The sequence below is a fragment of the Acetivibrio straminisolvens JCM 21531 genome (assembly GCF_000521465.1).
Classification (GTDB): Bacteria; Bacillota; Clostridia; order Acetivibrionales; family Acetivibrionaceae; genus Hungateiclostridium; species Hungateiclostridium straminisolvens.
Genome location: NZ_BAVR01000009.1, coordinates 60,498 through 87,406, shown reverse-complemented (window position 1 = coordinate 87,406; position 26,909 = coordinate 60,498). Strand labels below are relative to the sequence as shown.

Sequence of the window (26,909 nt, the reverse complement as noted above, 5' to 3'; positions counted from 1 at the left end):
TTTTATAATATTTTACCTATGCTTTTCTTAATTGTTACTTCATTTATACTGAAATTTCGGGGTGAATGAATATCGTATTTATTAATTAATCTTAAACTTACCGACCAATTCATGCATTTCTTTTGCCGATTGTGCCAATAAGCTCGACGAATTTGTAATTTTGTCCATAGTATCGGTTTGGGTTTCCAAGGATGCCGCTATTTCCTCAATAGAAGCTGAAGTGCTTTCCGCCACCCCCATTGTTTGATAGAAGGATTTTGTAAAAAGTTTACTGTTTGAAACGACCCTTTCAGTAGCAACTACCAGCTCATTAACCTTTTCAATAATATCTTTAGTATTATTATTTATTGTATTAAAAGTATTTTTAGCGTTTGACACGACAGAAATACCTTTTTCAGATTGTGTTATTGTCGCATCTGCTATATCTATAGTTTTATTTATATATGCCTTTATATCCGAAATTATTTTATTTATTTCAACAGTTGAATCTTTTGATTTTAAAGCCAGTTTCCTGATTTCTGAGGCTATAACCGAAAATCCCTTTCCGGCCTCACCTGCTTTTGCAGCTTCTATTGTTGCATTCATAGCCAGCAAATGGGTTTGACTTGCAATATCCGATATAACTTTGATAATTTTAAATATGCTGTCGGATTCATGTCCCAAATCTTTTAAGCACTTATTAGAATTCAGTATGCTATTGTTTATATTATCCATCTGATTTAATGCTTCCGTTACAAGATTGTCACCCACCGATGCGCTTTCACCGGCATTTTGAGATATTTCTTTGGCTTCCACCAATAAATCAGCCATTCTAGCCATATCATTCAAAATTACTTCTATCTGCATTTTAGCTTCGTCAACTGATTCCACCTGTTCATTTGCACCTTGGGCTATGTCCTGAGCCGCAACCGATATACTTTCGAAGGTATCCACCGATATTGAGCAACTGTTGTTTATTTCTTCGGTCGAACCAGCCAGCAACAAGGACTTGGTATTAATGTCCGTTAAAATGCCTCTTAGCGTATCCACCATTTCATAAAAAGCATTTGACAATACCCCTACCTCATCATTGCTTTTATAATCAGAAGAAACAGTAAGATCTCCCTTTTGAACCAATTCAACATTCTTAACCAAATGTTTTATAGGTGTTGAAATAACTACCGAAATAACCCATGCAAAGAATAATCCTATTGCCAATGACAGCAAACCAATAGCTATCATGTTGAATGTAATTTCATTTACCAATCTATTTAAACTTCCGTCAGTTACGCCTACAGACAATACTCCCAAAGTTTTTCCTTGATAGTCTTTAATCTCTTTGCAGTATAAATAATAATTTTCACCAAACATTCGTTGAGTATCATCAAGAAATTCATTGCCTTTTGAGATACTTTCCAAATCTATGGTAACATCTTCATTATTGTCATACGCATTACCATTGGCATCACTCATTGCCGTTAGTTTATTTCCTTCATATAAAAACGCATTCGCTTCAAGAGTGGTACTTATTTCTCTAATCAAGTTGTTGTCAACAGTTATATCATGCAATAATACAATTGTTCCAATAGTTTCAGAATTAGAATCTACAATATCTTCCATACTGAAAATATTTATATGTTCCCCTTGTATAAAGCCGTTTCTTTGCTTAATGGTACTATCAATCTTTACATCACTATTTTCATTAGCACGGTAAATTTCAGTATCTCCTTTATAGACAATAATATCGTTTATTTCCGGGTATTTATTCATGTATTCCTGCAAATTTTGATTCAATTGCTGTTTCAAATCCATCTGTATCAACATTTTAAACGCGGAGTTTCTTGCTATGTTTGCATTTATATTTTCAATATTGCTGATTTTATTGTTTAAAATAATTTCTGCAGCAATAGACTGGTTCTTTAAACTATTTTCCATATCTTCTTTTGCATTGCTTTTAGAAACATAAACCATATATGCCATAATTGCCACTATAACAAATGAAATGGTTATAGCATTAAGTAGAAGCAACTTGGTTTTCAGAGATTTAAAATCAGTTAATTTGCCAAGACTCTCCAGTATTTTAAATCTTCGTATGTCGTTTTTTTCATCCGGTACAAACGAATTATTTGAGTCCTGTTTTTTTGAATTTGAAACCGACCGAGTCTCCGGAAATTTATATTTGCGCATTTTATTCATAATATGGTTTCTAATTTTTTCAGGTTTCATTATCCTCATTCCTTTCAGGAATTTTAACAATTCATCAATTTTTTTCTTTAAGAATTGTGGAGCTTTAAAAATACGGCGAAAAAGTCATAGCTTTCTTCAAACAAACTATGACTTTTCAGTTTTCAATAGTGCAAGATATTCATTTTTTTATCCATAAATTAAATATCTTAATTGCCAATATAATTTCCATCGTAATCCGTATACACTCTATAAGCTGATTCAATCGCTTGAAGCGGCAACTCTACGCCTATTCTGTCAGCAGTCATCTTGTTGTAATAGATATAAACTTTTTTAGGGTCTTCTATTTTTATATTTTTAATGTCTTCTCCATTTAAGAGCCTTAATGCAACTTCCGTTTGTTGTTCTGCCAATGCAGTTAAATCAACCGTTACACCACCAAACGCACCATTTTTAACCATGGTATCAACCAAAGCAATGTTCATTTTTTTGCTATTCTCTCTTAAATAAGTTAATGCATCAATTAAATTACCGATAGTACCGTCTTTGAGTCTTACGAAATTACCTACATAAATAACCCATTTTATTTCAGGATCATTTTCATATTTTTCTATCACACTATAAAGCTCTTCCTCCGTTTCCGGCACTTCATAGGCTTTGAGCTCAACCCCTGCAGCTTTCAGCTGACCTTCTACCATTTCTTTTGGATATTTGGCAGGTGCATATTTACCAACTACGAATACTGTCTTTTTGGGTATGGACGGATCAACAATAGATACAAGATTGGCAGCTTTAGCCATTATATCAGCCGGTGTAAAATTGACTCCCGTAACATTTTTTGCAGCCACCCCTGAAGAATCAACTACTCCCGCTTCTCTGCATGATGGAATAACTACGGGGAATGGTGCGCCCTCCAAAGAATTTGCAAGGGGAATAGCCATAGAAGAATTTACAATCAATGCTAAATCAGGGCTAAATTGCATAATTTCTTTAGTTACTTCTCCAACTTTCGTGGCGTCGTCTTCTTTAATTATCTTAAATTCCGTATTCTCAGTATCATAGCCCGCTTCTTTCAATACTCTGAATGCTGCATTCTCGGCAAGCTTTTGCCATTGTTGAGAATCCGGATTGGCAAAAGTTACAAAAGCAATTTTCTTTCCGGTGTTAACAAGCTTGTTAGTTACCTCTTTATCTTCTTTCTGTTGCCCTTGTTCTTCCTGGGTAACTTCCTTTCCAGAGTTTAGATTTCCTTCGTCCTTTTGATTTTCGTGATTGGGAGTGATGGTTTCTGCTCTTGGCTTACTGCTGCATGCGGCAGTAAAAATTAAAGCAAATGCTACTAACAATAAAAGTACATACTTCCATTTGCCACTAAAAACTCTTCTCATTTAATCCAATCCTTTCATAAACTTAGATTTTTTAATTAAACATGGGAACTACTTAATACTTCAAAGGACAAAAATAAAACATAATATAAATTTATGTAAACTTTATCGTCACCTTAATAATATTTCTGAATAATATTTAAATAATAGATTTGTGTAAAGTATTGGCAGGAAAAAACTACTGAAAGCAAAAATAAAGAAGCAAGAGCAGTACAATGAAGTCCTTTAAAACAAAGTACTGTTATCCTCTTGCCTTTTTGGAATTGCCTAATCTAGTATTCTTTTATCACTTTACTACGTTGCCTTCCAGCGACCAAGTCTTAACAGTGTCTATCTTTACATTCACCAATTGCCCTATTAGAGTTGAATCTCCTTTAAAATTAACAACTTTATTTCCCCTTGTCCTTCCTGTGAGAATTTCATCATTTGTTTTGCTGACTCCCTCAACAAGAACTTCAACCACTTTGCCTAAAAACATGTCGTTTAACTCCTTGCTTATCCTGTTTTGAGTAGCAAGAAGCCTCTGGAATCTATCCTTTTTTACCTCTTCGGGAACCTGTTGCTCCATTTTGGCCGCAGGCGTACCGGTTCTTTTTGAATACAGGAAGGTAAAGGCGTTGTCAAACCTGACCTTCTCAAGAATATCCAAGGTGTCTAAGAAATCTTCTTCCGTCTCACCGGGAAATCCTACGATAATATCGGTGGTCAATGTTATATCCGGTATATTTTCCTTAATCTTTGACGCAAGATTAATGTAGTCCTCCTTGGTGTATTTTCTGTTCATCATCTTCAGTATTCTGGTACTTCCCGCCTGAAACGGAAGATGCAAGTGCTCGCACACCTTTTCGCAGTCCCTTATGGCATAAATCAACTCATCGGACAAATCCTTCGGATGGGATGTCGTAAACCTGATTCTTTCAATTTCGGGAACTTTGTTTACCTCGCGGATCAATCCGGCAAAGCTTGTACCGTCCCCAATATCTTTTCCGTAAGAGTTTACGTTCTGCCCCAGAAGTGTTATCTCCTTAAACCCTTGACATCCTAACATCCTTACCTCTTCAAGGATATTATCCATAGTCCTGCTTCTTTCCCTGCCGCGCACATAAGGCACAATACAGTAAGAGCAGAAATTATTGCAGCCGTACATGACAGTAACCCAAGCTTTTACCCCATCCTTTCTCACAATTGCCACATTCTCAGCTATCTGCCCCTCACAATCCCAGACATCAATTACGGTTGACTGAGAACATTGCGTTGTACAAAAGCTCGGGAAATTTATACAGGTTGTGCGTACCAAATATCAGGTCAACATGCCTGTACGTTTTCTTTATATGCTCCACAACTTCCGGCTGCTGCATCATACAACCGCATACAGCAATCACAAGATCCGGGTTTTCTTTTTTAGGTGCTTTAACGGCCCGAGGTGTCCATAAACCTTAAGCTCGGCATTTTCCCTGACACAGCATGTATTGTAAATAATCAGATCGCTGCCGTTCATATTATCCGTTTCGGCATATCCCATTTCTGCCAACATTCCCGCAAGCTTCTCCGAATCATGCTCATTCATCTGACAGCCGAAAGTAGCCAGGTAATAAAGCTTCTTCTTTGCGGTCATAATTTCTCTTTGATAATTCAGTTCCTTAATCTCGTCAATAAACTGCTGCTGTCTTGCCATCTCCTCCGCGGACACGCAAATATTTTTTCTATTACTTTTACTCAACTTAACTAACCTCCATATAACAAACCTGCTAATATTACTTTCATAATCCTACCCAATATTCAAACCGTAAAAATCCTTTTCAATGCAAAGTTTTGCCCTTTCTCTGGTTTTATCATCTGCAGCAAGGGCTTCCTTAATAAAATCCGGATTCTTCCTTAGAAACTCTGCCATCGATTCCTTCGGGTCAAGAATATACCTTTCAATCATATCAAATTGCTCCTTGTTTATAAGTCCCATATCCAAAACCCTTCTAAAAAGACCAATGTCTATATCAACCATTGAAAAAGACTCTACATCGTAAGATTTGAGCAATTCACCGCCGCCCTGCTTTCTGTCTACCACAACAACACTCCATTTTATCCTTCCTCCATTGTTCTTTATTGCAGGAATCCATGCCCTCTCATAGCTTGAAGCTTCGGTAATCAAATCTGCAATATGAAGAACACTTTCGCCGTTTAACTTTCTCAGTTCCTCTGTCTTTCCATCGATTGAAACCACTGCGGCCAAATCTTTATATATGGTTATATGAGGCTTATTGAGAAACTTTGCAATAATGAGTGAGAAGAACCAATCCCGTCTTTCTCCCCCTGAAATGTATTCGATTTCATTAACGTCTATATTGTTTTTTATAAATGCACACATTTCATCAATCAGTCCTTGGTATATGGCGTCAGATTGATAATTCTTCATTGTTTCTCAAGAATTCTTTCCGGACACTTTAAAACATTCTCCTTTTCCCTGTCTATAAACGCCAAAAGTTTATTAGCTTTTTCCTCGCTTCCGTAAAGAAAATGAGTATTTATATAATACGGACCTATAGTTCCCGATGTATACCAGAATGGCTTGTCCTGGGGACATACCCTTATAGCATTTGTTTCAAAAAGCCACTTTAGCAATTTTTCATTATTCATATCCAATTTTATACTCCTCCTCTGTAAAGATGTAATTAATTTTTTAATATACTACAAATCATTGTATTATTATGGTATAATATAATTGTAGCAAGCTATATAATTATACTATAAATTATGCTACTCAAAATATAAAAATAATATTTAATTTTAAATATTGACAGGTACGCGGCTTGTATTTTATATTTTCATTTCTGTTATTTTTGGGGCAAAAGCAATCGCGTTGTCAATATTTTTTGGGCTGGCATGATATACAACATATATACTTATATAATATATTACATAGACTCCAATTGGAAGAATAAATTTTAAATTCAATCCCCCATAAGAATTGACATCAAACGTATTTATATACTTGGGAAGGGACTAATATAGATAATTTTTATATAAATAAACTACCAAATGTTGTTATTTCATGTTTTAATTTCACTTGTTTTTTGGTAATGTGGGAGGAATGTATTATGAATAGCACCAGACTTATCACGTGTAACAGGGACTGGACAGGTATTACCGTAATAGACAAAAAAGGTAAACCAATTTTCCTTGATTATCACCAGATAAGTGAAATCAGGTTCGGTTATCATACCGTAACAAAGCTGTTTTCAAAAAAGACCAGCGAAAAAATCGAGATACGCGTAAAAGGCTCAAAGAAACCGATAATGGTTTTAAAACCTATGGACTGGGATCACTTTGAGCAATACAAGCAAGAAATAACCAAGTTTGCCAAAGATAACAAAATAAGATTGGTGGAGTTTGAATAACTTTATGTAATATTTTTAATTTGTATTGGCTTATACCCACCAAAAATTCATAACAGTGTACGCATACATATTATGCGTACACTTAAATTTGGCCTCTTGGAATGAAATGAAAGAGGCAAAAGCGAAGGGACTCGATGTCCCGAGCTTTTATTGATTAATTGATTTTCCCATTCCGACAAACTTTATCTTAACAGTATAAAATACTGAATGGACGGATAAAGTAGTTCAAATTTTTTTACTTTGCTCGCGATGGTAATAAAACTTCTACCATCGCTTTTTGTTATTTATAATTTCATATTTTTTGGCTTTGCCACCCACAAAAAAAAGAACCAGCCATTGCTGTCATTCTCCAAGGCTGGCTATTACCCTCTTTATCAAATCCTCATCATCTATAGTACACTGTATTACTTCTCCGATTTTTTTCCTCGGAAGCACAAAAGTAAGCTTGCTTCCTTTTATTTTTTTATCGTAAAACATCTGATTGTACACACTGTCAACATCAATGCCTTCAAGCTTTGTTGGAAGCCCTATTTTATCCAAAGTACCCTTTACACGGTCTACGCTGTGTTGATCTATCATCTCAAGGTACAGAGCCATTCTCATGGCAGCTACCATCCCCAATGAAACACATTCTCCGTGCAAAAGTTTAAAATCCATCACCGTCTCAATTGCGTGCCCTATAGTGTGGCCGAAATTCAAAATTGCCCGCAAACCGCCTTCTTTTTCGTCCTTCTCAACTACAGAAGCCTTTATGGAGCAATTCTTTTTCGCAATGTACTGGAGCACTGCTTCATCATAATTGAATATCTTGAGAACATTATAGTCTACATATTCATAAAATTCTTCATCCAGGATTATGCCATGCTTGACTACTTCTGCAAGCCCTGCCCTAAGTTCCCTTTCGGGAAGGGTTTTTAGTGTACTGACATTTATATACACGAATTTGGGCTGATAGAAAGCTCCCACAATGTTTTTGCTTCCTTCAAAGTCAACTCCCACCTTTCCCCCTACACTGCTGTCCGACTGTGCAAGAAGAGTAGTAGGTATCTGGACGAAATTTATCCCCCGAAGAAAAGTCGCAGCGGCAAAACCGGTTATATCTCCAACAACTCCACCGCCGAGCGCTATCAACGTAGCGCTTCTATCCAGCTTTAAACCAAGCAGGAACTTGTAAATATCCCTCATAGTATCGAGGTTCTTGTTTTCCTCGCCTGCCGGAATAACAAATTTATTTACTTCACAACCTGCTTCTACAAAGGCTTTTACACATTCATCGGCCTGATATTTGTCCACATTGGTATCGGTTATCAAAACCATTTTACCCGTAAGTTTTGCACTATGAATGCATTTACCTATTTGGGAATAGTCCGTGTTTATATAAATCGGATAGCTCCTTTCTTGTAAATCGACATTTACTTTTATCATCTGCCAATCATCCCACCCTTCGGTATTATATCAGGCTAAAAGGATAAACCTTTTAGCCCATAAAATTAACCGTAAAATCAACCAACTACTTCTGCACACCTGTCGCAAAGAGTGGCATGTTTTTCATTCTTTCCAACCGACTCGCTAATCATCCAGCATCTTTCGCACTTATTACCGGAAGCTGTAGAAATACTAACCCTCAATCCCTTTACATCCGGGTCTTCATAATACTTGTCGGAAGCCTCATCAAATTTTCTGAGCTCAAAATCCGAAACTATGAAAACCGTAACAAGATCCTTCTTTATAGAATCTATAAAGTCATAGTTTGACTCGTCGGCAAAGATAGTAACCTTTGCATTTAAAGAGTGACCTATGATTTTTTCTGTTCTTGCAATTTCAAGGGCCTTGGATACCACATCACGGATTTCGATTATCCTATCCCATTTTTCCTTAAGCTCTGAATTTTCATACTTTTCATTAAGTTCAGGCCAGAAATTAAGCTGCACGCTTTCAGGATCATTTGTGCTCCTGTGAGGCATAAACTGCCAAACTTCCTCACTGGTAAACGCCAGTACCGGCGCCAGCATTTTCACAAGAGATTCCAATATTTCATACATTACAGTTTGCGCCGCTCTTCTTTCCTTTGAATCAGGCCTGCTGGTATAGAGTCTGTCTTTTATAATATCAAGATAGAAGTTACTCATATCTACAACACAGAAATTGTGTATTGCATGGAACATCAAATGGAACTCATATTTTTCATAAGCATCGTTAACTTTCTTTATAAGTCCGTTGAGTTTCATAAGCGCCCATTTGTCAAGCTCGTTCATCTCTTCATAGCTTACCATGTCTTTATTTGGGTCAAAATCATATATGTTGCCCAGAATATATCTGCAAGTATTTCTAATCTTTCTGTATACTTCGGAAAGCTGCTTTAATATATCCTTGGATATTCTGATATCCGTCCTGTAGTCTGAAGATGCAACCCAGAGCCTTAGTATGTCCGCTCCGTATTCTTTTATTACATCCTCCGGATCAATTCCGTTACCCAAAGACTTGGACATCTTTCTTCCTTCACCGTCAACCACATAACCGTGGGTCAGCACTGTCTTGTAAGGAGCAGTGCCTCTTGTGGCAACTGCAGTAAGGAGCGAAGACTGGAACCATCCTCTATGCTGGTCACTTCCTTCCAAGTACATGTCCGCAGGCCATCTTAACCCTTCTGTTGTCTCAAGAACAGCAGCATGGCTGGAACCGGAATCAAACCATACATCCATAATGTCCTTTTCCTTGGTAAACTCCGAGCATCCGCACTCACATTTTGTACCTTCGGGCAGAATGTCCTTTGCGTCGTACTCGTACCAAGCATCGGAACCTTTTTCCGCAAACAGCTTTACTACTGCTTTAATTGTATCGTCATTTATAAGTTCCTTCTTGCAATCCTTGCAGTAGAATATCGGAATCGGAACTCCCCATATTCTCTGTCTGGAAATACACCAGTCGCCGCGGTCTTTTACCATGTTTGTAATTCTCTCCTGGCCCCAGTCGGGAATCCACTTTACAGTTGAGATGGCATCAATCGCTTCCTTTCTGAAACCTTCTATTGATGCAAACCACTGCTCTGTAGCCCTGAATATTATCGGATCCTTGCATCTCCAACAGTGAGGATACTGGTGAACAATCTTTTCCGATGCCAAAAGATTATTGGTTGACTTGAGCTGCTCAATAATTGCAGCATTTGACTTTTCATAATACATTCCTGCAAATTGTCCTGCTTCAGAAGTCAGATAACCTTTATCATCCACCGGTACTATTACAGGTATGTCATACTTTTTACATACTTCAAAGTCTTCCGCACCATGTCCCGGAGCAGTATGAACACAACCTGTACCCGCTTCGGCAGTAACATGGTCTCCGGTTATAATCACAGAATCCCTGTCAAGGAACGGATGCTTGCAAAGCATGCCTTCAAGTTCCTCTCCGGTAAATTTCGCCTTTATCTCGTATTCTTCTATTCCTGCAACCTTCATAACGTTTTCAAGGAGCTCTACCGCAACTATATAATACTCACCGTTTGCCTTAACCAATCCATACTCAAACTCTGCGTTCAAGCTGATGGCAAGGTTTCCGGGAAGTGTCCAGGTGGTAGTGGTCCATATTACGAAATATGTGTTTTCAAGGCTGTCCACCAAATCCTTGAACTTACCCTTGTCGTCTTTTACCTCAAACTTAACGTATATCGAAAGAGTGGTGTCTTCCGCATATTCAATTTCCGCTTCCGCAAGGGCAGTTTCACAATCGGGGCACCAGTACACAGGTCTTAACCCTTTGTATATATAACCTTTTTTAGCCATTTCACCGAATACTTCTATCTGTTTGGCTTCAAATTCTTTGTTTAATGTAATATAAGGATGTTCCCAATCTGCTCTTACCCCAAGTCTTTTAAAAGCTTCTCTTTGCACATCCAAGTACTTTAAGGCAAATTTCTTGCATGCCTGCCTAAACTCTACAGGACCAACTTCATGTCTTTTAAGTCCAAATTCCTTTATGGCCCTCTGTTCAATCGGAAGTCCATGGGTATCCCATCCGGGAACATAGGGTGTCTCATAGCCCTTCATGCTGTAATATTTCACAATAATATCTTTTAATATTTTATTAAGAGCAGTTCCCAGATGAATTCCGCCATTTGCATATGGAGGACCATCGTGGAGTACAAACTTCGGTTTTCCGGCATTTTTCGCAAGCTGTTTGTTATAAATATCCATTTCTTCCCACTTTTTCAGAAACTCCGGCTCTCTTTGAGGAAGATTTGCCCTCATAGGAAACTCCGTACTTGGTAGATTTAAAGTTTTTCCGTAATCTTCTGACATTTTCAAACCTCCATCAGTGATATTTATTTGAATAATATAAATTTCATATAAATTATGTAAAACTAAAAAACTCTCATCAAAAGGACGAGAGAATCCTCACGCGGTACCACCCATATTTATTATAGAATATATATCAAAATATATATTCCTAATCACTTAATTAAAATAACGGCTCACCGCCGGCCCAGCTTACTTGGAAACTTCTCATACCTTTCAGCCGGCAACTCGTAGATGATTTTCAAAGGCTGGCTTTACAGGATTCGCACCAACCACCTGCTCTCTTCAAAAGTTTCGCCCTCTACTCGTTCTACTCATCGTTTTTGCCACTGTTCAATTAAAAGAATTATACAATATATAACGTTTTAATGTCAAGAAATCCAATTAATATTTTAATGTTTTACTCCACTCCTTCTTCCTCAACCATGGGCTTTAGTATTTCCAATTGGGAAAGAAGAAGAGACTCCACCTTGCTCTTGTAGGAATGGAGCTTTCTTTTCAATTCTTCATATTCAAACCTTATTTTAAGGACTTCCTGATTTGCCTCGTCTATTATCTTCTGAGCTTTAATTTCAGCTTCTTTTATAATATTTTCTGCCTTCTGGTAGCCATTCTTTTTTATCTCCTCGCTCGTCTGCTGTGCCACCAGCAAAGTATTCTGCAAAGATTCCTCTATATTCTTATAGTGCAAGATTGCCTCATTGAGCACTGCCACTTTGTCCTTTAACTCGATATTCTCGCGTATGTATGCGGTATAATCTTCAATTATTTTATCCAACACTTCATTTACCATATCTTCACTGTAGCCGCCAACAACACTTCTCTTAAATGTCAAATTCTCCAACTCATTAGGCGTATAGTTCATAGCAAACACCTCGTCATATAAATTTCTTTAGTAAAACGTGGATTCTGTCTTTTTTGGTTGTATTGCCTATTTTCTCAAGAACTACTCTGCCTTTTCCCCGGATTGAAATTGTATCTCCTTCATTGATAAGCTTTGTAAGACTGCTGGTTGTTTCCCAGTTGACAGACACTCTCTCGGCCCGTATCAAATCGGCAATCTTGCTTCTGGATATGCCAAATCCGGCACTTGCCACAGAATCAACCTCAAGGACGCAACTGTGGAGCTTATCTCTTTTACCTTAGGCTCCAACATCTCAAGCTCATCGTTATTTGCAATATCAATTTCAACGCGGGCGTTGCCGACTTTTGTCAAATTTATCTTTATATAATCTGCAATATCCTTTAATACAACCACAAAAGCAAAATCTTCCCTAACAAGAATATCTCCAATTTTTTCTCTTTTAATACCTAATCCCATCAATGAGCCCAAATAATCTCTGTGGGAAAAGTTCTCCCTAGTGTTTGGCTTTATTTTAAGTATTTCAAAAAGCTCGGAGAACTCACTGTCTGCGTTTTCAGGCATATAATAAGGGCAGAAAACCACTACTGTTCTCTCTGCCCCACCAAATCCCCCAAAGAAGATATAGTCCCTTATACCGCTCATTTCAAGGCATTTTCTCACTATATTTTGCTGATAAGGGTCCAAAAAATCCGAATGGGTATCACTCATAATTTTCCGGGATAAGGTATACTTGTCTAAAATTTTAGCTACCAAAAGCTTGTCTTCAAGCTTTTGAATCCCTTTTAATACCGCTTCTTTATTCATATTATCCAATACACCTTAATTCCTGCCTATATCATAATATCTATCAAACTTGCCATAATCCAAAATATCAGTAACGCAATCATTGGGGAAAAATCAATCATGGAGTTCCTTCCGAAGGAGGTGTTCTCAAGCAGACTACGAATAGGCGACAATATCGGCTCTGTAATCTGCAGTATAAGTTTTACAAATATATTATTCTTTGGTATCGGAAACCACGATAATATAGCACGTATAACAATGGACCATTGAATAATTTCAAACAAAAGTCCCAAAGCTTTAAGTGCCGTAATGGTCAGATTGTCACCCTCCATTTATTTCTCTATCCTCCAACTATTTTGACCACGGAAAAACAGCTTTTGCTGTTATATCTCCTTTTAAATCCCCCATAATATCTACATTATGTGGAGCAACAATAAATATATCGCTTGAAACCTTCTGTATATTTCCGTCAAGAGCATATATGGCGCCGCTCAAAAAGTCAACTATCCTCTGGGCAGTTTCCTTTTGTACGCTTCCAAGATTTACAACTACCGGCTTTTGCTCTTCAAATGGTCGCAAACATCCTTAGCATCATTAAAACTCTCAGGCTGCATAACAATTACTTTAAATTGTGACGCAGAGTGAATATTCACAACCTTGTTCTGAGTCCTTCTGCTTATCGGTTGAAATTGGGGCCTCTTCAAATCCTCCTCAATCTCTAAGGACTCATCAACGGTTTCAACATCCTCCTCTTCGTCCTCTGTTTCCCAACCAACAAAATTCAAAACCTTGTTTAATATTGTTGACATGTTTCTCCCTCCTATTTGCTATTTATCTTTTGTGAAATATATTAATTGTCAATATCAGCCTTTAAAAAACTTCAGTTTCTTTTTCCAAACAAAGCAGTACCGATTCGAACCAAGCTCGCTCCTTCTTCAATTGCAACTTCAAAATCGTTACTCATTCCCATGGACAAAATCTCCATATTACTATTATCAAGCTTTTCTTTGCCAATGTCAATAGATAAGTCCCTTAATTTACTAAAAACATATCGAACACTCTCAGGATTTTCAGCATATGGAGCCATTGTCATTAGACCCTTCACCCTTAAATTGGGCATGGAGCTTATTTCCCTTACAAGGCCGTATGCATCCTCCACAGAAATGCCGAACTTGCTTTCTTCCCCGGAAACATTCACCTGAACCAGAACGTCTATAATTTTCCCAATAGCTTCTGCTCTTTTTTGAATTTCCTTTGCCAATTCAATCCTGTCAACAGAGTGTATCAGGGAGACTTTATCCACAATATATTTTACCTTATTTGTCTGAAGATGCCCGATTAGGTGCCATTTACATTCCCTGCTGTTTAATATATCGTACTTTTTTGTCAATTCCTGAACCCTATTTTCACCCAAATCCAGAATACCTTCGTCAAGAATTTTCATAATTCGTTCCGGTTCAACAGTTTTTGTCACCGCAACAAGCTTAATGTCTTTTGCAGTTCTTCCGCTTTTTAAAGCAGCCTTTTCTATTTTCTCCATAACAGAATAAAGATTTCTTTTGATATAATCAAACTCCCCACTCATCAATTTATGACCTGTCCTTCCTCTATATTTTTTGGATTTATAATGTAGCTTGAATACAAGCTAACGCCGCCGTCTTTATAATCTTCTATATTGTCAATAACTGCAAAATTGTTATTTCTTCCAACAATCTTAACAGGAACGAAATTTGCCCTTCTTGCTCTAACCAGTGCGATTTTTGCCTGCATCCTGTCCGTATCGATATTGACAAGGCTTTTAACGGGAACAATCAACCCTTCATAACGGCTCTTGATAAGATCGACATTAATCACCCTCAAACTTGCTGTGTCACTTAGGGCCTTGTCAGTCCGAACTGCAATAACAAATTTACCGTCTATTTCATTGGACTTGTATGCAATCGTGCCGTCAACAACTCTGCCAATATCGTTAATCCGTATATTCAGGTAATCATCCACCTTAAAATCGTCAGCCTCTTCTTTGGCCATGGCAAACACTATATAATAGTCCAACCCTCCAATTACCTTGACAAATGGCTTATTGTACTGTGTATTTAAGTCATTTGCCATTCCGTTGTTTTCTACAGCTTTTATCATTCCCAGCATTTCCGGAGTAATTTCCGGTATTTTTTCCGAATTGAGAATTCCTTCATATCCGTCAATTACATAAGAAACTATCCCGGATGAATTCGAAACAATATTTCGTTTGCTGGCATTTATACTTTCCTGCAGTATCTTTTTCTCGTTTTCAAGGGCTTTTATGGTCGCATCGGTATAGCTTAAGTCCCCTGAAATGGTAGCTTTCTTTTTAATAAGTTCGTCAATATCATTCTTTATTTGTTTAGCCTCCGAAATGCTGTTTCTGTTGCTCTGCTTAATTATAAGCAACAGCTTTCGCTGTATCTCTTGATCAAGCTTTTTTATATCCTCGGAAAAGAAATTGTCGTTTTTGGTCTTTTCTCTTTTTGCCTGAATTATTCTCAAATCAAGAGTCTTCAAATCCTCCAAAAGTTTTTCCGAAGACTTGTTCAATATTGTGGCAATGGTATCTGCAGCTCCCACCTTTTCTCCTTCTTCCACATTCCTTATACTAATTCCGTCAGAAGGAGAATTGATTACAGTTTCATCCCTTACAATGTAGGCATCAGTTGTTACATAGTCTTCCAGTGCTCCCATTCTTATTATATCTGTGTGAATATTCTTGCCGTAAATCCAAAATATAAAGGACGGAATATATAGCAATAAGAACAGGACAACCAAAAGTCCTCCCAGCTTTATCCTTCCATTGATTTTTCTTTTGCTTTCCTCCGGCATCTTTATTCACCTTCCGGCATTAGATTTTTATTATTCCCTTTTCAAGCATTTTTTGTATGGATATCATAATTCCAAGCTTTACATGCTCAAAAACCAATCCACCCTGCATATAAGCAGTATAAGGAGGTTTGATTGGAGCATCGGCACTAAGCTCAATGGACGAACCTTGAACAAAAGCTCCGGCAGCCATTATTACCGGACAATCGTAGCCGGGCATGTCCCAAGGCTCCGGTGTAACAAAAGAATCCACAGGAGAACCCTTTTGTATTCCCTGACAAAATGCTATAAGACTATCTGGCTCATTAAATCTGACAGCCTGAATAATGTCTCCCCTTCTGTCGTTCACTTTAGGACTTGTTTCAAACCCCAATGCTTCCATAACCGCAGCGCAGAATACCGCTCCCTTAAGGCTTTCTGCCACCACATGGGGCGCCATGAACAATCCCTGAAACATCTGTCTGTTATGTCCCAAAGACGCACCCACATGCTTGCCAAGCCCTGGAGTCGTAAGCCTGTATGCTGCTTTTTCAACACATTCCTTCTTTCCGGCAATATAGCCGCCCGTAGGAGCAAGGCCGCCCCCGGGATTTTTTATAAGGGAACCTGCCACAAGGTCTGCTCCAACCTCCACCGGCTCCCTGTCTTCAACAAACTCTCCATAGCAGTTGTCCACAAGGACCACTATATCCCTTTTTTTGCTTTTTATAATTTTGATAGCCTTTTCAATCTCATCTATGGACAGCGCCGGCCTCCATTCATAACCTCTTGACCTTTGGATTAAAACCATCGCAGTCCTTTGATTTATTGCACTGTCGATTGCTTGGTAATCAATACTGCCATCTTTCAGTAAATCCAATTGACGGTACGACACTCCAAATTCCTTTAAAGAACCTCCCCCTTCTCCCCGTAAGCCAATAACCTCTTCCAATGTGTCATAGGCTTTCCTGTAACCGCCAAAAGCTCATCTTGTGGCCTGAGATTTCCAAAAAGGCATATAGCCAGAGCATGAGTACCGGATACGATTTGATGTCTTACCATTGCATCCTCTGCCTTAAAAACATCCCTGTAAACATCATCCAAAACCTCTCTGCCTCTGTCATCATAGCCATACCCTGTAGTACCCCCGAAATGGGAATCACTCAAGTTGTTGTTCTGCATTGCTTTGATTACTTTATACTGGTTGAACTCCCGGATAGAGTCAATCCTTTGAAACGCAGGAGTTATCTCTTCTATTACCGATTCGGCAATTTTAAGTACTCTATCATCAATTCCAAATTCATTTTTTAAATAACTTTTCGACTGAAAATTCATCTTTTTCCCTCAAATCCTATATATTCTTATCGTCAAAGGCTTTCCCTTTAACCATACATATAATTCTAACACATTCGCCTTTAATTTCAATAATATCCAATTACAAAAATACAAAAGAACATCGCACTTTTTTATACTGTTTATATTTCGCCACATGCTTTGTAAATCCTCCATTCAAATGGCTTTAAGCATATGTTAATTCTTTTTCGCTCGACTTTCACCACCTCACTGTCCTTCAAGGATTCGAAGGCTTTCACACCATCGAAAAACTCCCCTGTCTTCACCACAATATTTTCCTTCCGGTCCAATGTATTCATAACGACAAGAATTCCGTCTTCTCCCCGTCCTCTTCTGTATGCCAGTATTCCCTTACTTCCTGTTACATTAAGCTCGCCATATTCCCCCGTTCTCAAAGCATAGAACTTCTTTCTCAAGTCAATCAAAAACCGGTACAACTCAAAAATTTTTCTGTTCCATTTTGCTTCGTCCCATATCATTGGCCTTCGGCAATCGGGATCTCCTTCGCCTTCCATCCCAATTTCATCACCGTAGTATATGAGGGGGATTCCCGGAAAGGTAAATTGAAATACCGCTGCAACTCAAACCTCTTCTCATCACCATCGCAAAGCGTCAAAAACCTCGGTGTATCATGGGTGCTTATTATGTTTACCAGGCTGTTGAGCACCTTTTTATGAAGCTTCATTATATAGCTGTTGATTCTCATTCTAAAAATCTCCGTATCAATGGACCTATAGGCAAAAAGGTCATTTATCATAGCTTTTAACGGATAATTCATCACCGAGTCAAACTGGTCTCCCCAAAGCCATGAAGAAGCCTCGTCAAATATTTCGCCAACCAGCACTACATCCTTGTTTATATCTTTCAGCATATCCCTAAGCTTTCTCCAAAACTTTCGGTCCACCTCATCTGCCGCATCAAGCCTCCAGCCATCCACACCAAACTCCACTGTCCAATACTTTACCACATCAAGAAGGTATTTCGTCGTCTCAGGATTTGAGGTATTAAACTTCGGCATTCCCCCATAAAAGGAAAAGCATTCATAGTTGGGTCTTGGATATCCTTCAACCGGAAACGAATTTATGAAATACCAGTTTACATATTTTGATTTCTCTCCCTTTTCAACAATATCTCTAAAAACAAAAAACTTATCCCCGGAATGATTAAAACTCCGTCAAATATTACTTTTATGCCGTTTTTGTGGCACAGGTCAATCAATTCCTTTAGCTCTCTTTTATTACCGAACACAGGGTCAATTTCATAATAATCGATAACGTCATAGCGGTGGTAAGATTCCGATTTGAATATGGGATTTAAGTAAATTGCATCAACTCCAAGCCGGACTAAATAATCAAACCTTTCTATTATCCCTTTAATATTGCCTCCATGTACCGTTCTGTTGCCCGAATTGCTTGTATCCGGCGGAAGCTTGGCAAACCTGTCGGGGAATATCTGGTATATTACTGAATTGCGAAACCATTGAACCTCTTGTAAAATGTCATCTTTGCATATATAAGAATAGCTAAAAAATCCCCATTGAGGCATATAATCGAAGAAGCCGTCGCTGCTGTACCATTTTATCGAATAATTATCCTCAAGATAAAACATATACTTAATTCTCTTCATACCTGCATTAAGTTCTACCTCATAATAGTCAAACATTTGATCGCTTGCGACTTTATCCATCTTTACTTTTCCCCGCTGTGTCGAGTCATATTTTTCATGGTAGATGAGAATACAGGTATTTATATCGTTTTTAGCCGTCCTAAGTCTTATTACCAGAGTATCGGGATCAATAGGAAATGCAAACTCGCTATAAGGTTTGTGATATATTGCCTCAAGCTTCATTAACGGATACCCCATTTCTAAGTTTGATATAACTTTCAGCAGGTTTCCTTTTCGAAAAACAGCTCCATGAAATATAAGATATGTCGTATAATACTATGATACCATATTTCACAGTTAAATTTAACTGTATTTACTTTGTCTCATCCTTTAACTTAAAGTACCAATCCATATCAAAAAAGCTTGGCACATCGATTCCTTTCGCTTTTGCCCCTTTCATTTCAAGAGGCAAAAAATGACCCCTACTTTTAAGTAGAGGCCATCTTTTTAAAGCTTTTTACCATCCAAGCTTGCTTCTTATTTCTTCAGTAAGCTGATCAGCCATTAACTGGTGAGTAGCAAGGCTCGGGTGCCAATCTTCTCCATATCCGGTACTTCCGTCCTGTTGCGGGAACTCAACAAAATACACCTTTGAATCTCCGTTTCTGTTATAATCGTTCACAACTTCCGTAACATAACTGCGGCACAAATCCAAACCTGTTCCCCAAAGCATCGGACCAACGCAGCAGAATACATGGGCATCCGGATAGTTCTTGCGAACTTCATTGATAAGGTTTTTGTATGCTGTTATAAATTTTGTTTTATCCGCAGTCAATGTTGAAAAATCATTTGTTCCAAGGTTGATTACAACAACCTGAGGCACATATTTGCTAAAATCCCATTTAGCTCCACTGTAAGGAAGAGTATAGCCGTAACGGTCCATTATAAGAGGTCCACCGGCACCGCCATAGTTCATAGTAAGTCCGATTCCCGACCATGCAATTATGTTTGAACTTGCATTCAAATTACGGGCTGTAATTGCCGCATAAGTTAAATAACTGTTCTCATTTTTCGGTGTAAAGGACTGCTCCTTGCTTGCTCCTTCATTTCCGTATCCACATGTAATTGAGTCTCCGATAAACTCTATTTTTCTTTCCAAAGGACTAGGTGGTGAAAGAAGTTTTCCCGAACCGAAATCAAATCCAAGGAACTGAACTTCTCCCAATGACGCCTCTGTTCTCTTCCACAAAACAAGATGATGTACTCCCTCGGTAAGACCGCTTACAAGTTTTACGGTTGAAGTGGTGGTGTTAACCGAGAAAGGAGGAAGAGGTTCACCGTCTACAAAAGCCTGGAACCAGTTCTCACCTCCGGATTTGATTGTGACACTAGCCTCTGTTCCGTAGAAATTCAGTTCAACATTGCTTCCGGACCATGCACATTTTGCACCGTTCGGATCGGAAAAATCGAATCTTCCGTTATACAAAATGCCCGGATTGCTTGGGTCGGGTATTTCGGCATCTTCTGCAGGGAACTTGCTTATTACTTTCAATATGTATTTATTTATCAGCGACAAGTCCGTAGAATTTATTTTTTTGTCTGCATTCACGTCAGCGGCAATACTTCCGTTTGGACTTGGGAATTCAGTTATCATACGCAAAATATATCTTCTTACTGCCGAATAGTCTGTAGAATTTACTTTTCCGTCTCCATTTACATCACCGTATAAAACAGATGCTGTCTGAGTAGGTGTCGGCGTTGGCTTTAATGTTGGTGTTGGTGTCGGAGTCGGGGTAACTGAAGGATTACCGCCGGCACCTCTAATAAGAGCCTCGGCAATTTCAGGATAATACCATCTGAGATTACGTCTGTCCAGCAAAGCGTAAGTCTCTGAATCACCCGGATTATAATAACCGTTGTCCCACCAGAAGACCGCAATTCCTCTTGCAGCTGCTTCTTTGGCATAATGCTCCGCATGGGCAACCCTTGAAGAAAGGTTTTTCTTGTCAATAGTTCCGAATTCTCCAATAATTACAGCCCTGCCGTTTTTTACAAATCTATTGTAAAGTGCATCAAGTTCATATGTAAGAGAAGCCTTGTCATTATCACTTCCCCAATACGAAGTTCCGTTAATATCCATAGCAAAGAAATACGGTGAATAAGCATGTATGGATACAATAACTCTGCTGTCGTTGTTTGGAATGATAAGATCATCTAGTGCAACATCAAGGCTTGTTGCGGCATTGGTAGGAACAAGTATAAACCTCTTATCGTTGTTTCCGCCGCTTGCCTGATTGTGTTAACAACGGCCAAGTTAAATTTATTTATTACATCGCGGTTTTCATACGTTCCACCCATCCATTCCAATGGTGATCCCTCTACTCTTGGCTCGTTCATTGTTTCAAAAAGCAAATAGTCATTATAATGTTTAAAACGGTATGCAATCTGTTCCCAAACTTTTATAAGTTTTTCTTTACTCTGTTGCTCATTGGCATAGGTAGGTATAATCCATGAATTGTCATGATGAACATTTATAATAGCATACATGTCATTCTCAATAACATAGTTTACTACTTCCTGTACCCTGTTAAGCCATGTTTGATCAATTATATAACTTGGAGCAGGTCCAATATGTGTATTCCAGGTTACAGGCACTCTAACGGCATTAAAGCCATCTCCTTTACCTTGTCTATCATTGCCTTGGTTGTACGTGGATTTCCCCAAGCGGTCTCAGTAGGAGCATCTAAAGTGTTACCTAAATTCCAACCGATTCTTATTTCTTTAACCAAATCTATCGCTGAAATGTCTCGCATTCCGGTTTGAGGATTTGAAGTCGGAGGCGGTGTAGGCGGTAATGTTACTATTGGAGTTGGATTTGGAGTCTCTCCGGTAAATACTGAGCATATTTGGGAGGTCTTTTTAAGGCCGTATGTTCCGTTTACAACATTATTTCCCCATTCGCTCAAGCTGTTTCCGGACCAGTCATATGCCATGTCAAGGTATTCTACTCCTCCGCCGTTACCTTTCCATGACCAAGCCAACCATCCCACATTTTTCTGTTGACAATAACGCATAATTGCTTCTTCATCAACATCTCCGTCGGAATGGTTCCAGCCAAATTCTCCTACACATACAGCCAATCCTTGACTGTGTGCTCCGTCAATCATTGATTTTATGGTTGCTTCATCCTTGCCGGCATATCCATACATATGTACGGCAAACATTGTGTTTTTAAGTACGTCTGCTTCAAATACTTCTTTTCCTCTCTCTTTTATACAAGTTCCGTATTGTCCCCATCCTGTTGAATCAACCAAAATGGTATGGGTAAGACCGGCGTTTCTTATTACCGGAATTGCCTTTTTGTATGCATTTGCCCATGCGGCACTGTCCCATGTACCGCCCCATTCGTTAGCTATATTTATAATTACAGTATCTTCTTTTCCAATCAACGCATTCTTAATTTCAACAAAATAATTTGCTGCAGCAAGTAACGATTCTTCATCATTATACCCTGTGGCATCGTGCACTTCCAAAACGGTTATCAGTTTATTCTGCTCGCACAGGGATATGATTTGGCTTACTTCGCTTGCAGTATCCTTTGTCCATTGCTCACCGTTGGAAAGTACGATTCTTACAGTATTGCAGCCCGCCTTTGCCAATGCAGGTATGACGGTTTGCAACTGATTCTTGTACCATGTGTGGGCATGATTTACGCCCCTCATTACAAACTCATTTCCGTTTGCATCCAAAAGCTTCGTCCCCGATACTTGAAAACCATTTACCGGTGATGCTGCTCCAACTGAAAATGAACCTAGCATACTTACCAGCATCACAAGCATACAAACTAAGGAAACAACTTTTTTCACTTTACCCTCTCCTTTGCAAAAATTGATAATTTTTTTCTCAAAACCCTCTTTTTTCGTTCAACTAATTTATTCTTACAGCTCCCCCCTCTCATTTGGTTTAAAATAAAAATAAACTATTATATAACAAATAGTAATGTTACTATTTATTATATTAATTCGAAAAATCACTTTTTTTGAGCATGCCAAAATAAAAAATTATTTAAAACATTATCATCTCTGCTGAAAATCAAAAATTATCGAAGCCTGCTGCATCCAAATCTCCCTCTACACCTGAGAGGCAAAGCCATCTGCTACTTTAAAAGACTCTGCCGCATCTAATGCTGCGATAAAAATACAGTATTATATATTCATATAAGTATTCGGATACAAAAACTTTTAGCAGTTGGGAATATATTACAGGTTATATTTCCGGTAAATTGAAATGGGGAATTGAACCAGGAAATTGACACTATCTTGAGTTTTTTCATATACTTTGGCATTTTCTAGATCCGGATATAAAAAGAAGCTCTAGAGGAAAGAGCTTCTTTAAATGTTTGGCTACTAAAGATTTATTCAGTTGTTAATGCTTTAAAAACCTAATATTTTCTAATTCCCAAGAAGCATTCTCTTTAAGGCTGTAGCATCTGTAGAATTGACATTGCCATCGTTGTTTATATCCGCATTTGCTGCATTTATTGCATCTGCGCCAACAACTTTTAAAATATATCTTTTTAAAAGACTATAATCTGTTGAGTTCACTTTACCGTCCGAATTTACGTCACCTTTTTTACCTTGAGGTGTGTTTGTCGGAGTTGGTACAGGGGTTGGAGTTGGCTGTGTTTGTCCCGCCAATTCTTTCAATATGCCGATAGTATATTTGTACCAAAGTTGTGCAATTTTTGTATATCCTATAGTGGTCAAATGCAAACCGTCCCAAGAAATATCGGTGTTTCTGTCAAATTGGATATCGCTTAATTTGACAAAATAAACGTTCTTACCTTCATTGGCCTTCTGTTGAACTATTCCAGGAATTAACGCATTATATTGCTTAACCATTTCAGGCCACGGATAATAATCGGACACAAACAATGTTATATTGGGTTTGACAGTGAAAATCTGGTCTATCAAGTTGCTAAGACCTGTCGGATTCGGATTACCGCCGCTTACAAACATATCATTTCCACCAATCCAAAGGAACACTACATCAGGGTCATAGGTATTAAGCCAGTTGTTAATATTGCTTGCTACCTGAGGTATCGTCCATCCGGAGTGTCCTTCATGGTCTTTGTCAGGTAAACTATTCGGTCCGCTCCTCTGAGAACCGACAAAATCAATGCTAAGCCCTGCATCCGTTAAAAGTCTGTATAAATCGGTGCGGTAAGCTCCCATTTCTCCTTCTCCCATACCTTCGGTACAGGAATCCCCAACCGGCATAATCTTTATCGTTTTTGTCGTGCCCGGTGTTATGCCTGGTGTTGTGCCCGGTGTTGTACTCGGCGTTGGAGTAGGTATTGGAGTAGGTGTTGGCTGCGTTCCACCTGCCAAAGCTCTCAACACGTCGATGGTGTATTTGTACCAAAGTTGTGCAATTTTTGTATACCCTGTTGCACTCAAATGCAAACCGTCCCAAGAAATATCGGTGTTTCTGTTAAATTGGATATCGCTTAATTTGACAAAATAAACCTTCTTGCCGGCATTGGCCTTCTGTTGAACTATTCCAGGAATTACCGCATTGTATTGCTTAATAGCATCAGGCCATGGATAATAATCTGCTACAAACAATGTTACATTAGGTTTTACAGTAAAAATCTGGTCTATCAAATTGCTAAGACCTGTTGCGTTTAAATTGTTGTTTAAAAGCAGGTCATTTCCGCCAATCCAAAGAAATACCACATCGGGATTATGGGTGTTGAGCCAGTTGTTAATATTGCTTGCTACCTGGGGTATCGTCCATCCGGAGTGTCCTTCATGGTCTTTATCAGGTAAATTATTCGGTCCGCTCCTTTGAGAACCGACAAAGTCAATGCTAAGCCCTGCATCCGTTAAAAGTTTGTATAAATCGGTACGATAAGACCCCATATCTCCTCCTCCCATACCTTCGGTACAGGAATCCCCAACCGGCATAATCTTTATCGTTTTTGTCGCAGCCGGCGCCTTGGTGCTTATTAACCCTATAACTATAAAGAAGACCAATAGGATTGATAATGCCTTTGTTGCCGGATTCTTGAATTTGAACATCTTATCTCCTCCCTATCAAAAAATGTAATTTTTGATTCAACACCATTCTAAAAAACTAATCTTAATCTTTTCTTAAAAAAAGCATAAAAAAACATTTTTCGTAAAAATCATAGAAACAATATAAAAATGCGGTATCTTATGATAAAATAGTGCATGGGAATATAATACTTCCTCTAAAACAGAAGACAAGAGTCTTTCGATTTTGGGAAAGGAATGAATAAAAATGCGAATACTTCTTGTAGAAGATGAATTACGCCTTTCCGAAGCACTTGTACATACTCTAAAAAAGAACAATTATATAGTTGATACTGCTTTTGACGGAATATCAGGTCAGCAAATGGCCGAGACAAGGATGTACAATATTATTATCCTTGATAGAATGCTGCCCGGAAAGGATGGCCTTGATGTTCTTATAGATCTTAGAAAACAAGGAATTACGACTCCTGTTCTCATTCTGACAGCAAAAGATTCGGTAAAAGACAGGGTTGAAGGCCTTGACAGCGGTGCCGATGATTATCTTACAAAGCCTTTTTCAAAAAGCGAATTACTTGCAAGAATACGCGCTTTAGGTAGAAGGCAATGTGAAATATTGATAAATGAAGAAATTAATATAGGAAATATGAGCTTTAACTGTATGAAGGGAGAAGTAAAAGTAAACGGGCAAATCATAAAGCTTACGTCAAAAGAATCCCAAATTCTCGAAATACTCATAAAAAATAAAAACATAGTTGTTTCAAAAGAACAACTCCTAGAGAAAATTTGGGGGTTTCAAACAGATATAGAGCTTAACAATATAGAGGTTTACCTCTCATATCTTAGAAAAAAGCTTGCAAAAGCAAACTGCGGAATTGTAATTCAGACCATCAGAGCAAGAGGTTATTGCCTTAAGGAGGCATTATGATATGTTTCGAAAGCTAAAAATCAAATTTGTCATGACGAATATTGTCAGCATAACAATGATCCTTCTTATCATTTTTTTCGGTATATATCTGTCGATAAAGGGTTTTCTAAAATTTCAGGCTGATATAATATTGTATACCATTGCAAACGAAGAACGGCTAAATTCAAATTTTGATTCCGGACTGGTAAGATTCTTTTATATAAAAGTAGATACTTCCAATGAAATTATCGGGTATTTGATGAATATCAATATCTCCAAAGAAGATATGGAAAGCTTTAAAGAAAAAGCAATGGAAAAAGGAGTAACAAACGGAAAAATTGCAAATGGCAATTTCAAATTTAAATTTTTGAAGATTCCCAAGGCATATGGATATATAATTGTATTTCTCGATTACAGTGTTGAAGAAAAAATGTTCAAACCGCTTATTTCTATCAGTACCTTCATTGTTTTGCTATCTGTCGTACTGGTTTTTTCAACAAGTCTTTTCCTCGCAAGCAGAGCCATCAAACCTATAAAAACATCTTGGGAAAAACAGATGGCCTTTATTGCCGATGCATCCCATGAACTGAGGACTCCCCTTGCGGTAGTAAATTCCAATTTGGAAATAGTAATGGAAAACGAAAATGAAACTATCGAAAGCCAAATGAAGTGGCTAAACAACATTCAAAGCGAATTGGAACGCATGAAAAAACTTGTTGACGATTTATTGTTTTTGGCAAGGGCGGATGCAGAAGATGAAATGCCTAAAGAGTACTTTGATTTAAGCTCACTTGTGCATAAAATTTTTGATGAGTTTACACCTCTTTGCCAAAAGAAAGACATAGAATTTCTTTTAGATACTAAAGATAATATTATTTTTTACGGTAACGAATTTCGAATAAAACAGCTTATTACAATATTATTGGACAATGCTATAAAGTATACCGGCGAAGAAGGAAAAGTCGAACTGAAGCTGGAATCGCATACAAGCACAGTTCAACTGTCTGTAAGCGATACGGGTGAAGGCATTCCGAAAGAACATATTGACAAGATTTTTGACAGGTTTTACAGAGTAGACAAATCCCGTTCAAGAAATCACGGAGGCGCAGGGCTAGGCTTGGCCATTGCAAAATGCATAGTAAATGAGCACAAAGGCAACATCAACGTTTCCAGTGTAGTGTCCGAAGGAACGAAATTTACAGTATCTCTGCCGTATAAAGCACCCCAGAATTAGAATTTATATTTTAATTTTCCCAAATGCTTTTTTCACCGGAACATA

17 protein-coding genes, 6 pseudogenes and 1 other annotated feature are annotated in these 26,909 nt (G+C 38.1%); of the genes and pseudogenes, 3 read left to right on the top strand and 20 right to left on the bottom strand.

The features are described 5' to 3' along the window. Nucleotides 1–81 precede the first annotated feature (81 nt). From JCM21531_RS04040 to JCM21531_RS04025, 4 genes and pseudogenes are all read right to left on the bottom strand, one after another. Nucleotides 82–2,175, bottom strand: coding sequence for a methyl-accepting chemotaxis protein (locus JCM21531_RS04040; RefSeq protein WP_243467178.1), 2,094 nt, complete (start codon nt 2,173–2,175; stop codon nt 82–84). Nucleotides 2,176–2,372: 197 nt separating this feature from the next. Next, nucleotides 2,373–3,551 (bottom strand): ABC transporter substrate-binding protein, encoded by a 1,179-nt coding sequence (locus JCM21531_RS04035; RefSeq protein WP_038287578.1) that lies wholly within the window; start codon nt 3,549–3,551, stop codon nt 2,373–2,375. A gap of 283 nt (nt 3,552–3,834) precedes the next feature. After that, a pseudogene (gene miaB, locus JCM21531_RS04030) lies at nt 3,835–5,223 on the bottom strand (tRNA (N6-isopentenyl adenosine(37)-C2)-methylthiotransferase MiaB). A gap of 93 nt (nt 5,224–5,316) precedes the next feature. Beyond that, nucleotides 5,317–6,185 (bottom strand): annotated as a pseudogene (locus JCM21531_RS04025) (orotate phosphoribosyltransferase). A 455-nt stretch (nt 6,186–6,640) separates the two neighbouring features. Here JCM21531_RS04025 and JCM21531_RS04020 point away from each other — a divergent pair. Further along, nucleotides 6,641–6,940, top strand: a complete 300-nt coding sequence (locus tag JCM21531_RS04020; protein WP_243467177.1) for a hypothetical protein — start codon at nt 6,641–6,643, stop codon at nt 6,938–6,940. Nucleotides 6,941–7,282: 342 nt separating this feature from the next. On the opposite strand, the gene aroB is transcribed toward JCM21531_RS04020, so the two are convergent. From aroB to JCM21531_RS03955, 16 genes and pseudogenes are all read right to left on the bottom strand, one after another. Beyond that, nucleotides 7,283–8,365 (bottom strand): 3-dehydroquinate synthase, encoded by a 1,083-nt coding sequence (gene aroB, locus JCM21531_RS04015; RefSeq protein WP_038287577.1) that lies wholly within the window; start codon nt 8,363–8,365, stop codon nt 7,283–7,285. A 77-nt stretch (nt 8,366–8,442) separates the two neighbouring features. Further along, the gene (gene ileS / locus JCM21531_RS04010; RefSeq protein ID WP_038287575.1) at nt 8,443–11,235 is read right to left on the bottom strand and encodes an isoleucine--tRNA ligase; all 2,793 of its coding nucleotides are present in this window, start codon (nt 11,233–11,235) and stop codon (nt 8,443–8,445) included. Between the two features lie 77 nt (nt 11,236–11,312). Then, nucleotides 11,313–11,559 (bottom strand) — a binding site (T-box leader). A gap of 73 nt (nt 11,560–11,632) precedes the next feature. Next, entirely contained in the window at nt 11,633–12,097 is a 465-nt protein-coding gene (locus JCM21531_RS04005) for a DivIVA domain-containing protein (RefSeq protein WP_038287573.1), read from the bottom strand. Nucleotides 12,098–12,110: 13 nt separating this feature from the next. Next, on the bottom strand, nt 12,111–12,329 hold the full coding sequence (locus tag JCM21531_RS20470; RefSeq protein WP_243467176.1) for a S4 domain-containing protein: 219 nt from the start codon (nt 12,327–12,329) through the stop codon (nt 12,111–12,113). Beyond that, nucleotides 12,281–12,901: a YlmH/Sll1252 family protein gene (locus JCM21531_RS04000; RefSeq protein WP_243467175.1), complete on the bottom strand. Its 621-nt coding sequence runs from the start codon at nt 12,899–12,901 to the stop codon at nt 12,281–12,283. The genes JCM21531_RS20470 and JCM21531_RS04000 overlap by 49 nt, the downstream gene beginning before the upstream one ends. Nucleotides 12,902–12,927: 26 nt before the next feature. After that, the gene (locus tag JCM21531_RS03995; protein ID WP_038287571.1) at nt 12,928–13,212 is read right to left on the bottom strand and encodes a YggT family protein; all 285 of its coding nucleotides are present in this window, start codon (nt 13,210–13,212) and stop codon (nt 12,928–12,930) included. Nucleotides 13,213–13,231: 19 nt separating this feature from the next. Continuing rightward, a pseudogene (locus JCM21531_RS24295) lies at nt 13,232–13,689 on the bottom strand (cell division protein SepF). Between the two features lie 71 nt (nt 13,690–13,760). Further along, nucleotides 13,761–14,465, bottom strand: coding sequence for a YggS family pyridoxal phosphate-dependent enzyme (locus tag JCM21531_RS03985; RefSeq protein WP_038287569.1), 705 nt, complete (start codon nt 14,463–14,465; stop codon nt 13,761–13,763). Continuing rightward, nucleotides 14,465–15,733 (bottom strand): biotin/lipoyl attachment domain-containing protein, encoded by a 1,269-nt coding sequence (locus JCM21531_RS03980; protein ID WP_038287568.1) that lies wholly within the window; start codon nt 15,731–15,733, stop codon nt 14,465–14,467. The genes JCM21531_RS03985 and JCM21531_RS03980 overlap by 1 nt, the downstream gene beginning before the upstream one ends. A gap of 19 nt (nt 15,734–15,752) precedes the next feature. Next, a pseudogene (locus tag JCM21531_RS03975) lies at nt 15,753–17,044 on the bottom strand (methionine gamma-lyase family protein). A 140-nt stretch (nt 17,045–17,184) separates the two neighbouring features. Continuing rightward, on the bottom strand, nt 17,185–17,541 hold the full coding sequence (locus JCM21531_RS20455; RefSeq protein ID WP_243467184.1) for a hypothetical protein: 357 nt from the start codon (nt 17,539–17,541) through the stop codon (nt 17,185–17,187). After that, nucleotides 17,538–18,910, bottom strand: a pseudogene (locus tag JCM21531_RS03970) (glycoside hydrolase family 13 protein). Before JCM21531_RS03970 ends, JCM21531_RS20455 begins: the two are co-directional and overlap by 4 nt. A gap of 274 nt (nt 18,911–19,184) precedes the next feature. Continuing rightward, a complete protein-coding gene (locus JCM21531_RS24785) occupies nt 19,185–20,276 on the bottom strand; it encodes an SGNH/GDSL hydrolase family protein (protein ID WP_243467183.1) in 1,092 nt (363 codons plus the stop codon). Then, nucleotides 20,277–21,322: pseudogene (locus tag JCM21531_RS24780) on the bottom strand (cellulase family glycosylhydrolase); the annotation flags it as partial. After that, entirely contained in the window at nt 21,313–22,533 is a 1,221-nt protein-coding gene (locus tag JCM21531_RS24775; protein ID WP_243467172.1) for a glycoside hydrolase family 5 protein, read from the bottom strand. The pseudogene JCM21531_RS24780 and the gene JCM21531_RS24775, both read right to left, overlap by 10 nt. Nucleotides 22,534–23,118: 585 nt before the next feature. After that, on the bottom strand, nt 23,119–24,750 hold the full coding sequence (locus JCM21531_RS03955) for a GDSL-type esterase/lipase family protein (protein WP_038287566.1): 1,632 nt from the start codon (nt 24,748–24,750) through the stop codon (nt 23,119–23,121). Nucleotides 24,751–24,973: 223 nt separating this feature from the next. Between JCM21531_RS03955 and JCM21531_RS03950 the strand changes: the two genes are divergently transcribed. Together JCM21531_RS03950 and JCM21531_RS03945 are read left to right on the top strand one after the other, a co-directional pair. Continuing rightward, nucleotides 24,974–25,651 (top strand): response regulator transcription factor, encoded by a 678-nt coding sequence (locus tag JCM21531_RS03950; protein WP_038287564.1) that lies wholly within the window; start codon nt 24,974–24,976, stop codon nt 25,649–25,651. Between the two features lies 1 nt (nt 25,652). Next, the gene (locus JCM21531_RS03945; protein ID WP_038287561.1) at nt 25,653–26,864 is read left to right on the top strand and encodes a sensor histidine kinase; all 1,212 of its coding nucleotides are present in this window, start codon (nt 25,653–25,655) and stop codon (nt 26,862–26,864) included. The last annotated feature ends 45 nt before the right edge of the window (nt 26,865–26,909 follow it).

What these genes read in the sequence shown, in the direction of transcription:
- JCM21531_RS03980 (WP_038287568.1), bottom strand. Translation starts at nt 15,733, where the DNA reads ATGCCGGAGGAAAGCAAAAGAAAAATCAATGGAAGGATAAAGCTGGGA.
- JCM21531_RS03995 (WP_038287571.1), bottom strand. Translation starts at nt 13,212, where the DNA reads ATGGAGGGTGACAATCTGACCATTACGGCACTTAAAGCTTTGGGACTT.
- JCM21531_RS03950 (WP_038287564.1), top strand. Translation starts at nt 24,974, where the DNA reads ATGCGAATACTTCTTGTAGAAGATGAATTACGCCTTTCCGAAGCACTT.
- JCM21531_RS04040 (WP_243467178.1), bottom strand. Translation starts at nt 2,175, where the DNA reads ATGAATAAAATGCGCAAATATAAATTTCCGGAGACTCGGTCGGTTTCA.
- JCM21531_RS04020 (WP_243467177.1), top strand. Translation starts at nt 6,641, where the DNA reads ATGAATAGCACCAGACTTATCACGTGTAACAGGGACTGGACAGGTATT.
- JCM21531_RS03955 (WP_038287566.1), bottom strand. Translation starts at nt 24,750, where the DNA reads ATGTTCAAATTCAAGAATCCGGCAACAAAGGCATTATCAATCCTATTG.
- JCM21531_RS04005 (WP_038287573.1), bottom strand. Translation starts at nt 12,097, where the DNA reads ATGAACTATACGCCTAATGAGTTGGAGAATTTGACATTTAAGAGAAGT.
- JCM21531_RS04035 (WP_038287578.1), bottom strand. Translation starts at nt 3,551, where the DNA reads ATGAGAAGAGTTTTTAGTGGCAAATGGAAGTATGTACTTTTATTGTTA.
- JCM21531_RS03985 (WP_038287569.1), bottom strand. Translation starts at nt 14,465, where the DNA reads ATGAGTGGGGAGTTTGATTATATCAAAAGAAATCTTTATTCTGTTATG.
- ileS (WP_038287575.1), bottom strand. Translation starts at nt 11,235, where the DNA reads ATGTCAGAAGATTACGGAAAAACTTTAAATCTACCAAGTACGGAGTTT.
- JCM21531_RS20455 (WP_243467184.1), bottom strand. Translation starts at nt 17,541, where the DNA reads ATGATATGGGACGAAGCAAAATGGAACAGAAAAATTTTTGAGTTGTAC.
- JCM21531_RS03945 (WP_038287561.1), top strand. Translation starts at nt 25,653, where the DNA reads ATGTTTCGAAAGCTAAAAATCAAATTTGTCATGACGAATATTGTCAGC.
- JCM21531_RS04000 (WP_243467175.1), bottom strand. Translation starts at nt 12,901, where the DNA reads ATGAATAAAGAAGCGGTATTAAAAGGGATTCAAAAGCTTGAAGACAAG.
- aroB (WP_038287577.1), bottom strand. Translation starts at nt 8,365, where the DNA reads ATGATAAAAGTAAATGTCGATTTACAAGAAAGGAGCTATCCGATTTAT.